This is a genomic window from Kitasatospora sp. NPDC088264, from assembly GCF_040685715.1.
Classification (GTDB): Bacteria; Actinomycetota; Actinomycetes; order Streptomycetales; family Streptomycetaceae; genus Kitasatospora.
In genome coordinates this window covers 18,252-30,048 of record NZ_JBFBIR010000080.1, presented here as the reverse complement: position 1 = coordinate 30,048, position 11,797 = coordinate 18,252, and the positions used below count along the sequence as shown (strand labels likewise).

The 11,797-nt window shown below is 70.0% G+C and carries 1 protein-coding gene; it reads left to right on the top strand.

Annotated features, from left to right (window positions below; translation table 11 throughout):
- Positions 1-261 precede the first annotated feature (261 nt).
- The gene (locus tag AB0O82_RS35205) at positions 262-11,781 is read left to right on the top strand and encodes an OTU domain-containing protein (protein WP_363588562.1); all 11,520 of its coding nucleotides are present in this window, start codon (positions 262-264) and stop codon (positions 11,779-11,781) included.
- The last annotated feature ends 16 nt before the right edge of the window (positions 11,782-11,797 follow it).

Here is an 11,797-nt window from a genome sequence, read left to right as displayed (position 1 = left end):
GCGCACGAGTTGGGCCACCAGATCGGTCTGCGGGACGAGTACCGGGCTTCGGGTCTGTCTCATCGTCCTGCGGTCGAGGGGAGTCTGCTGGGTGATCACCGGGCTCCGGCGCCGGGTGGTCTGGGGCAGGGTGGTCTGCGGGAGCGGCACTTGCAGCTGATCTCGTCCGTGGTGGGGCACCTCGACCCGGCTCCCACGCATGGTCGGACCTGGGATGAGGCGCGGGAGTTGGCGTCGCCGCATGACCGTGAGCATGTCTGGGTGGACCCGGTTTCGGCCCCGCACGGGACCGGTTCGCACGAGGGCGGCCCGTTGGACGTCGCTCCGAGGGCGAACATCCACGAGGACAACCTGCCGCCGGAGCACCGGCGGTTGGTCAAGCAGCCGGGTTACTCCTCCGGTGACCAGTTCGGTATCTCGGTGGCGCTGCTGAACGATTCGAACCTGCACGTCCTGATCGCGCGGGGGCCGCGCACGGCGGAGGGCCACGCCGTCAACCCCAAGGACAAGTCCCTGGAGATCGAGGCCTTCTACCGCTCCATCGGGATCGACGGGGATCGCATCCACACCGTGGAGGTGCCGACCATGGAGACGGGCCGCCTCTACGAGGTGATGGACGCGGAGGCCCGCCGCATCGTGGCCGAGGACTGGGAGGTGCTTTCCGAGCAGGACCAGGAGGCGGCGGTCAAGAGCGTCACGTTCGGTACTGACAAGGTCGCCAAGGTGTTCTCGGACGAACTGCGCCAGACCGTCCGCGACGCCTGGAAGATGACTCCTGCGCACGATCAGCGGATCGCCGACTGGCTGACGGGCCGTGGGATCACGCTGCCTGCCCGGGGTTCGAAGGTCTTGGTGCTCTGGTCCCGTTTCACCGGCAAGGCCACGCAGTGGGCCGACCTTGGCGGCCGGATGGAGCACGACACCAGTTTCCAAGGCGTGCGGCAGATCCTGCGGGAGGTCGCCCGTGAGCAGGGCATGGTGCTCATCACCGGTGACCCCCATCCTTCTCGGCAGAACAAGTGGAACGAGCTGGTCGCGGAGATGCGCGAGGAGCTCGGGATCGACACCATCCACCACGTCACCGGCTTCTGGAAGGACGGTGGATCGGACCCGTCCGTCTGGACGGAGAACCTCAGGACCGGCCAGTTGAGGCTGTACGACTTCCTGAATCGCCAGTACGACATGAACCACCTCGGGGCCCGTTCCGGCAACCTGGAAGCCGCCGCACTGCTCGGCCACAAGGTCGCGTACCTGGAGGAGAAGGGCTCCAGCGGACGGGAGCGGATGGAGAAGTGGCACGCAAACGACGTGGGGGAGACTGGATTCGGAGGCAAGGCGCCGGGCTACGAGCGGGTGGTGATCCCGACCCCGCCCACCGCGTCCGGCCGGTACACCATCCCGTACGACGAGAAGCACGGCGCCTCCAAGCAGTCGGGGGCGGGCGGTAAGGGCAAGGAGAAGAAGCAGTCGGGTGGGGGCGGCAAGGGCAACCAGCCGCAGGCCAAGCCCAACCACGGTTTCCACCTGAGGGGCGACATCCTCCGGTGGCGCAAGCCCGTCGACGTCTACGGCCAGGAACGCGGCTTCGGGTACGACGCTGTGGCCAAGATCCGGGAGCAGCTGGGGCTTTCGGGTGACCGGCCGCTCGACGCCGGGCAGTTCGCCGCCAACCGCGTCCAGCACCTGCGGAACCGGTACGGCAAGCTGCGCCAGGAGGTCGTGACGGCCTCGGGCGGCGGACGGGCGGTGGAGGATTACCTGGGCAAGTTCGACGAGGTCTTCGCCGACGGGCCGCGGTACGCCGACAACCCCCCGTGGCAGGTGTACCGCAGGATGGCCGAGGAGGGGCTGCCCCTGTTGCCCGAACTGCAGTCGTACCACCGCAGCCTCCACGACGGCGCGTACCTGTACGAGATGGGCTACCAGATCCACGAGGTGCCCCGCGACGGGGACTGTCTCTACCACTCCGTCAACCACGTTATGGGCACGGCCGTCAGCCCTCAGAACGCGGCGATGCTGCGCAACCGCGTCTCCAGGTGGATCGGCCACAACATGGAGCTGGTCACCGCATTCGCGCAGACGCACGGGGCGAAGCCCGATGATCTCGGCTGGATGGTCAAGACGAGGGGGTGGTGGGCCGGGTCGAACGGTGATCTGATCCCGTCGATCGTCGCCTCGGCTCTGGGGGTGCGGCTGCACATCTTCGACGGGGTCAACTGGCACTCCTTGGCGCCGGTACCCGGTGCCCCCGAGGGCAACAGGGACGTCTCCCTGTTCCTCTCCGACAGTCACTACTCCCCGCTGAGCCCTGTCCCCGCTCCGGAAGGGGTACCGGCTGCCGCCAGCACCCAGGAGGGCGATGGGGCTCCGAAGCGGCCGCTTGAGCACAACAGTGACTCGGAGCCGGAGGATTCGGCGGAGAAGAGGCTTCGGCCGGCGCCTTCGGGGGTGTCGGAGGGTTCCGTCATGGTGAATCCGCTGGCGGTGGAGCACGGTGGTGGTATGCCGGTTCCGGGGCCGTTGCATGAGCGGGTGCAGGCGTTGGAGCACCTCGGTCCGGAGGCCCGGCGGGAGCTCGCGGCCGATACCGCTTTTGTGGAGAGTCTGCGGTCGGAGTTGTCGACGGAGGACTTCGCGCAGGCGGCGGCGCGGTTGGTGATCGACGTCGATCCCCGTGTGCATCAGCCGGTTGCTTCGCGGCGTGAGGCTGAGTTGCAGGTCGCGCGGATGTTGCAGGACAAGGAGGTTGCGGCCAGGCTGGTGGCGGCTGGTGTGCGCGTGGTGGTGGTGCCGCGTGATGTGCCGTTGACCGGGGTGGCGGGTTTCGAGAAGCTTCGCGCGCTGGTGGCCGGCGGTGAGGCGGGCAACGGGCGCGGCGTCGAGCAGTTGCGGGGGGCGAACGACGAGCTTGTGGTGGCGATCCCCGAGGAGAACCTGCTCGGTGAGCGGACGTCGGTGGGGCCGCACACTACGCAGCCGGAGGGGTATTCCTCGGCGACTCATGAACTCGCGCACGCGATCATGGAGTTCGGGCTGAGTCGTGAGCAGAGGGCGCTGGTCGAGGAGGTGTACCGGGGCAAGCGTCTCGCCGACGGTCTGGCCGATCTGTTCGGTGAGGAGTCCGTGACGGTCTGGCCCGATGGATCGCGGCGCAATGCTGCGGGTGAGCTGGTCGGCAACTACTCCTCGGCCGATGTCCACGAGTTCTTCGCTCAGCTGAGCAACACGTATCTCGGGACGAACCACGGGAACGATCCGCAGACCGGGAAGCCTCGCAACAACGGTGTCGACTGGGTCCGTGAGAACGAGCCGGAGCTGCTGCCGCTGCTGGAACACCTCTACGGCACCGACCCGCAGTCCGTTCAGGCGCGGCCCTCGAACCAGGTCAGCCGCGCCCGGGCCGAGGAGGAGATGTTCGAGGGTCTCCGGGAGTTCATGGACGGGAGGGCCGAGGAGCAGCGCGTAGAGGAGATGTTCGAGGGTCTCCGGGAGTTCATGGACGGGAGGGCCGAGGAGCAGCGCGTAGAGGAGATGTTCCAGGGCTTCCGGGAGTTCATGGACGGAAGGGGCGAGGAACAGCACATCGTCGTGCCCGAGGAGACGGCGGTCGTGTCGCAGGACACCTCCCACGTCGTCTCCGAGACCGAGTCGGTAGAGCAGGCCGTCGACCACACCGTCTCCCACGACGAGTCCACCACGCAGGAATCGGTGGTCGCCGAAGAGAGCGGCCTGCCGCTGACCACGGACGATGAGGGGGCTGCGCTCCAGCAGACCTCCTCGCACACCGAGGAGACCACCGAGGAGACCACTGAGGGGATCACTGAGGGGATCACTGAGGGGATCACTGAGGGGATCACCGAAGAGTCGCTGACGGTGGCGAACTCCCATGAGGTCACGCAGAGCTCGCAGCAGCAGCAGGATCAACAGCAACAGCAACAGCAGCTGGAGCAACAACAGCAGCAAGAGGTGCAGCCTCCGCCGCCGCCCGCCCCGCTACCGCCGTCCCGTGTCGGCGAGCGCGGGTTGGCCGCGTACGACGTCCTGGTCGCTCTGAACCACGACGACGTGCGGATTCTGAACCAGCTCACCGACCGGTTCGCCGAGGCGCTGCACGGGGACCGGGATGCCGCGCGGACGCTGGCGAACAGCCTGTTCGGCGGCGAGGTGCTGCGGCCGACGGTGTCCGCGTTGTCCCGGGGCGATGTCCGGGAGGTGGACTTCCAGGCGGGCCAGTGGTCCGGCACGGTCCGGATCACGGGTGGCGCGGGGGACGGCACGTACGTCGAGACGGTGTCCGGCTTCGAGTTCGAGTACGGCTCGGAGCAGCAGAGCATGATCGGCGTCACCTCCGACGGGTTGACGCAGGCCAACCTCGGTGTGCAGTTCAAGGCGAAGTTCGGCAGCTCGGGGGATCTCACCGAGACGCTCGGCTATCAGCACGGCTGGCTGCACGGCAGTGCCACCGCCGAGGCCAGCAGGACACTGGCCCGGGGTAAGACCGTCGAGCCGGCGGCGCTGTTCGACACGCCGTTCAACGTGCGGGTGGAGTTCCTGGACGCCCGCCTCCAGGGCGCACCGGGGCCGTGGAAGGTGCCGCAGCCGATCGACCTCGGTTTCACCGGGCGGGTCGCCGTGCCGGTGCGGGAGACCGCGAACGCGCCGCAGGTGCCCCAGGCCCACTACACGGTGCCGCGGGAGACCGCCGAGAACCTGCGGCTGGCCGGCTCGCACATCGTGACCGACGTCTGGACGACCGCCCGCCCGCCGGCGCCCGTGCCGAACGCCGCGGGCGACATCGAGCTCGCCCCGGTGAACCAGCCCGTCGCGCCGGCCGGGCACGGCGCGGCGGCCCTGGCCACGTTCGTGGCGGGCTTCGAGGGCCAGGCCGAGCAGTACTTCGAAGGGCGCTGGCCCGCCCTCAAGCGCAGGCTGCTGGAGGAACTCGACCTCGGCACCCTGCACCAGGAGCTGAAGGGGGTGATGTCCGGCCAGAAGCTGACCATCGTCGACGACAGCCTGACCGGGCCCGCCGCGGTGATCACCATCGGCGGCGGGACCGTCTCCCGGATGCAGCAGGTCCACACCCTGCCGAGCACCGAGTTCAACATCGCCACCGCGACGACCCGTTCGCACGTCGAGCAGAAGACTGGCAGCAAGGACTGGCAGACGCTGCCGTCCTCGGTCGGCAACTGGATCGCCAAGAACGGCGGTGCCGGGGGCGGGCTGGGCGGCCGGGCCGGCCGGGACGACGTCGAGCTCCACGGCTCCGGTGACGACCTGGGGCTCGGCACCAAGGTCAAGAACCCGGCGGTGCTCTTCGAGGGGGCGGCCGACCTGACCGTCACCTTCGGCTGGCGGAGCAGGCTGGCCCAGCCCGCCGACCAGGACGCCCACGTCGATCTGGGTTTCCGGGTGGTGATCGACCAGGCCGAGGCGACCCTCGTCACCCCGGTCGAGGAGGTCGTGCCCGGCACGCAGCCGCCCGTGTTCACCGCTGCTCAGCAGCTCACGCCCCCCGAGCACGCCCACGCGGTGGGAGACGAAGTCCTGGCCCCCCGAGACGAGTTCTGGCAGGGGCTGCCCGACACCGCCACCGTCCGGGACCTGCGCAGCGTCGCCCCGCTGCACGCCGAACTCGACCGGATCGGCCGGGAGGTGTTCGGCGGCGAGCAGGGCTGGTCGGCGGTGCGCGAGGACATCCTGCAGGCCTACTCGCATGCCGCCGTCAGCGCCCACCTGGTCGGGATGTCGCGCGGATCCGAACTGCGCGGTCCCGAGGTCACCCTCGGCCCGTTGGAGAAGATGCACGTCTCCGTCACGGCCCGGGTCACCCGGATCGACCACGTGCGGCCCCAGAGCAACGCCGAGCTCAACCCGATCCGCGAGAGCAGCACCTTCGACTCGTCGCGTCACCTGCGCTCCGACACGAAGACCGTGCAGGGCCAGGGCGGCGGCAAGGGTCCGGTGCACACCCGGGAGGTGCTGGACGCCGCGGGCAAGCCCTTCAAGGACACCATGCAGGGCAACGTCACGGCCTCCGTGGAGTCGCGGGTCCGCGACGGGTGGCGCGGCGGGGAGTCCAGCAAGAGCTACGCGAACGGCAAGTACGGCAGTGCGCAGGAGCTGTTCCGGACGGAGATCACCCTGGACGTGACGGTCAACGGGGAGCATCGCGGGTCGGTCCCGCTCTCCGCCGAACTGAGCCTGGAGCAGGTGCACACGGCGCTGCGCCAGGTCGGCGAGCACGACCGGAACGGCTTCACGGCTCCCTCGGCCCCGCACCAGGAGGTCGCGGAGCAGGTGGCCACGCAGCGGACGGTCACCCGGCTCGGCCAGTCCGACGTGGTGCTGAGCCTCGGCAGGGGCGACACCGCCGTGCTGAGGCAGATCAGGGAGACGCTCGAACGGCAGTCCGGCCACCCGGTGCCCGAGCGCGTCCTGGCGCGGCTCGCCAGGGCGGTCGACCCGTACGGCCTCAAGGCCGCGCTGTCCCGGCTGAGCCGGGGCGAGCGGATCCGGATCCCGGTCGACCTCGACGGGTGGAAGGGAACGGTCGTGGTGGCGGCCGAGCTGATCAACCCCCGGCCGAGGGAGACGCTGGTCACCGGCTTCGAGTTCGAGGTCGGCAGCCAGCAGCGCACCACCACCGGCACCACCTCCGACCTGCGCACCCGGTTCCGGTTCCGGCTCAAGCTCGGGGGTTCCGTCCCGCACGTCGACCTCGCCGGGGAGGCCTCGCACACCCGGGACTTCGTCAAGGGGCTCTCGATCGACCGCACCGGCGGCACCAACAGCCGGGCCAAGGCCACGGAGTTGGCCCGACTGTCCGACTCCACCGCCGAGTTCACCGTCTCGTTCGAGCCGTCGAAGCGGTCGGCGAGGCTTGACGACCTGACCGTTCCGGTGTCGGCCGTGGTGGCCGCGCCGCACCGCACCATTGATCCGGCCGCGCCCGTGCGGCAACTGCCGAGCCACCGGCTCGGCTCCTCCGACGTCGTCACCGCCGTCTACCGGGGGCTGGGCCGGGAGGGGACGGTCCACGAGGTCGTCCAGGATCTGGGCCGCAGGGCCGCGGGCTTCCTGGGCAAGGACTGGCCCGGCATGCAGCGGAAGCTGCTCGCCGAGCTGGACTTCGACCGGCTGCACACCGACCTCAAGTCGGTGATGGCCGGCCACCCCATCGTGGTGAAGCACGGCCGCAGCCGGGCGTGGATCACCGCCGAGGTACGGGAACTGACCCCGACCGGTCCGGCACCGGTGGTCGAGTTCAACATCGGCCACGGCGCCCAGACCTCGCTCACCAGCGCCGACGGCGGGACCAACACCGGCGGCGGCCAGGGCACCGCGATCACCGGCAGCCTGCTGGCCACCACCGACGTGCTGGCCACGGGGGCGGCGTTCGTCGGCGGCGGCAGCGTCACCGGGGCGTGGGGCGTCGACCGGCTGGAGCACGGCAGTGCCAGCACCGCCAGCGGGACGGCCGTCAAGAGCAAGGTGACGGACGGCCGGTCCTACCGCGCGGACGTGGTGCTGAAGGTCGAGTTCGAGCGCAAGCCGGCGGTGAGCCTGGCCTCCCCGCACAAGATCCGCCCCAGCCGCGAGGCACGGGAGCAGATGTTCCGACGGCAGGACAGGGAGCGGCAGGACGCCGGCGGCAGCGCCGCCCCGTCCAAGTTCCAGGCCCTCAACCGGGAGCTGGTCAGGACCGGGGACCGCCTCGCCCGCGTCGGCCTGTACCGGCGGACGGTCGTCGAGACGCGGATCCACGCCGACGTGCTGCTGGAGTCCGGCCGGGGCGAGCCCGTCCGGCCGCCGCGTCCGGACGATCCCGACCGGCAGTTGCCCCCGATCCCCCCGGCCGTGCCGTCCGCGACGCAGGTCGTCCGGCGGCCGCCGGAATCGGTGTTCACCCACGGGGTGCACGAGACCGGCGTCGTGCGCTGGCTCGACGACACCTCCGGCGTGCGGGACCTGCTGACCGTGTTCGGTGAGCGCTTCTTCCGCGAGGGGACGTGGTCCTGGCTGGAGTCCGTCGCCCGGAACACCCACAGCCACGCGCAGTTGTCCGCCCTGTTCGGGTCGGTCGCCCGGGGCCGGGAGATCCTGCCGCCGTCGGAGGAGCACCCGAACGCCCCGCGCCGCGACGCGGTGGTGCAGGACGGCCGGACCATCGAGACCCCGTCGGCCGGCAAGCGCCTGTTCGTCGACGACGCCGGCATCAGCGCCACCATCTCGATCGTCCAGTTGGAGTACCACAGCGACAACCGGGTGGCCGCCTTCAGCCCGGCCAACGACTCCACCAGCGGCGGGCGGCACACCCGTCTCGACTGGCGGCGGTGGAACGTCCAGGGCCAGCTCGGCGCCAAGTTCGGCGCCAAGGGCGCCGCCGAGTTCACCACCGGCGTCGTCGGTGGGGGCGGCCACCGGTGGCGTGAGGGGCCGTCCGCGGGCTCCTCCGGGAAGACCGTGGCCAACGCCAAGATCCCCACCCCGGCCGCCCGCTACGTCGGCCAGGCCGAGGTCCAGCTGACCTTCCGGGACGGCGACCGGACCGAGACCGTGCAGGGCCTCGTCCCGATCGAGATGGAGATCCCGATCAGCGAGACGACCGTCGTCCAGTCGGTGAGCAACCACCGGGTGCTGTACTCGGTCCTGCACCCCGAGGGGCAGACGATCAGCCGCGGCTCCACCGCCGACGCCGTCGCCGAGACGCTCGCCACGCCCCTGCCCGGCCCCGCCAACGGGGTGCACTACCTCGCCGACCTGAACGAGCGGGGCACCCCCGCCGCGCAGGCTGTCCTGGAGGCGCTGAGCCACCTCCCGGCGGATCCCCGGTACTTCACCCTCGCCTACCACACCCTCCAGCACGACGGGGCGCCGACCTGGCTCGGCAGGGAGCTGAGCCCGGAGGAGATGGCGGGCGCGCTGCTGCGGCTGGCCGAAGGCGGCCAGTGGCAAGGCGAGCCGCTGCGCTTCCTCTCCTGCAACTCCGGTTACCGCCCTCCCGGCCCCGAGGGAAGCGCCGAGCGCCAGGCCTCCTACGCCGACAGGACCCTGCTCGCCCTCCACGAGGCGCTCGCGGCCCGCCGGGCCTTCGCCGAGGCCAACAACCTGCCCCTCAGCCCGGCGCTGGAGCGCCTCGGCCGCCCCGAGGCCTTCGCCGCCGGGGGCCTGGTCCACCTCACCGGCGGGGACCAGCCCCGCATGGTCGTCGCCGCGCGCGTCGGCTACACGGGGAACGGCCTCCCGAGGGTCGAGGGGGCCGGCGACTGGTACCACCTGGCGGTCACCGAGCACGGCACCGTCCAGTCCACCGCACATGGCCAGGAACTCCTGCGCCCGGACGAGGAGCCCGTCCCCCAGGCCACCGAGCACGACCCCATCGACCCGGACCAGCCGGTGCCGGTCGTCCTGGGCGACGTGGGCCAGGTCGGCGTCGGACATCTGGGCGATGAGGATCAGGTCGTCGCCGGGCATGCGGGCGATGAGGACCAGACCGCCGCCGGATCTTCGAGCAGCGACGGCGATTCCGTCTACTCGGTCCTGATGACCTTCCACGTGACGGTGCCCCTGCCGGTGGCGGAGACCCCGGCCGCGCCGAGGCCCCCGGCCGAGTGGTCGGTTCAGCGCACCCGCGCCTTGGAACTGCTCCAACCGCCGAAGCGGAACCGGATCGAGGGGGAGGTGTACGGCCCGACGGACGGCGGCGGCGCACCCGGGTCGAGGAGGCTGGAACGGCTGGCGTACGACTACGGCACCGGAGAAGCGGCCCGCACCGCGCTGGAGCTGCGGCTGCGTGATTCCGCCACCGTGGCCACGGTGGCCGTCACCCGACCGGGCGGCTTCGCCGAGGTGTGGACCGTCCGCGGGAACACCGAGGAGGAGGGAGGCGGCCTGCGCTGGGAGCTCAAGGAAGCACAGGAGAACGTGGAACAGTCCGCCAGCGCGGTCGTTCCCCCGTCGATCACGCCCGACACCCACCTGTGGGTGACGGCGTCCGGTGACCACGTATCGGCGGACGGTCTGAAGCTGCTTCCGAAGACGACTTACACCATCAGGGCGGAGAACTCCGGCGACATGTACCACATGCGCGCCGCCCTGGTCGCCTATCCGGACCGCGGCCTGGTGATCTGGAACGTCACCGAAGCCACCAAGGGCCAGGTCGAACAGATCATCAATCTGCATGACGACCTGATCCGGTCGGGGCGCACGGTGGTGTACACGACCGAGACGCAACTGCCGAGCAAGTTCGGTCGCAACGAGACCGACGCGTCGGAGGATCTCGCCGCCTACCTCAAGCGGCCGCTCGTCGCCGACCATCTGAAACTGGTCAACAGTGCCGTGCCGTCCGCGACGAGGAACGCGGAGACCAAGGAGCAGGTGCAGGTGCAGGTGCAGGAGCTGACACGGGCCGTGGGCATGGTCGAGAAGCGCACCGCGAACTATCAGGATCCGACGGGCGAGGTGACGTTCCAGGACGCCCGGGTGACGGAGTTCGCCCGTGGCTACGGGCACTACACCCCGGAAGAGGGCGAGGCCTTCCGGCGGGACCTGGCGAATCCGGACTTCGGGGGCTTCGAGGAGGGGAAGAAGTACGTGCTCGTGGTGTACCGGGGCAGCGGTCACAGCGGCCGGGCCGGCGCCAACGCACCGGCCCTCGACACCGGTACGGAGGGCGTGGTGCAGATCATCGAGCAGGCCAAGGCGGCGCTCGGGGACGGTCACACGATCGTTCCGATGGGCGAGGAGCCCGCCGTCTGGGAGGGGCCGGCCCTGCGGGAGTACTGGAACTGGCCGTCGGTCGGGAACCGCCGCAAGGAGCTCGCGCTCCTCAAGTACCTCTCCGACACGTACGAGGTGGTCGGAGCGGTCGGCATGCGCAGCGGCGTGATGGACGAGCTCTCCTTCGCCGGAATCAAGATCGTCTCGATCGACATCAGCCCGCACCGCAACGAGGGCGACGGGCTGCCGAACCTCAAGCAGTCCAAGGGATGGACGCGCGGACTGAAGTTCGAGGAAGCCATGGGGCGGAACTACGGCCGGGCATTCATCACCGAGGCGAGGGCGAATGACCGGATGCTCGAAGGCGCGTTCCCCGGAAAGTTCCTGGGGGGCGATCCGAAGGTGATTCGAAGTGCGATCGAATTCTATCTGGGCCGTCACGAGAGGCCCATGGAAGTCGGGCACGAGTCCCACCCGCACCTGGCGGATCCCGTGCGCGTGGGCCTGGATCAGATGAAGGCCGTCGAGGAGATGACCGGCTTCGAACTGGCGAAGCAGACCCTGCCCTACCTGCGTGAATTCAACGAATTCAAGGAGCGCCTCGCTCCTGACGCGTGGGAGCAGGTGGAGGGGCAGCTGGCTCTGGCGGAGGACATGGCGCACGAGATCGAGTCGGCGGCCGCCAAGGTCTGCGCGACTGCCGTGCCGGAGTTCGGCGCCAACGGACTCAAGGCGCTCGGAGTCACCTGGATAGCCGACAACCACTGGAAGGTCCTGGCGGAGGACTACACCGGAACCATCGACAAGAAGGTCAGCAACGCCGCTTTCAAGGCGATCAGGGAGGGGCTGGAGGAGGCTCTCGCCGAGTACTTGACGAGGCAGGCCAACCCCGGGGTGGACGAGAAGACCATCAAACAAATGCGGAAGGGTTTCTGGACCCCGGAAGTCAAGGAAATGGTCCGGAAATTGACCGAGGACCAGCTGAAGAGGATCTACCAGATCTGCCGTGAGCAGTACAAGGCCCCGTCGGACGAAGACGGCGAGGCCCCGGCCGGATGATCCGGCCGGGGCCCGC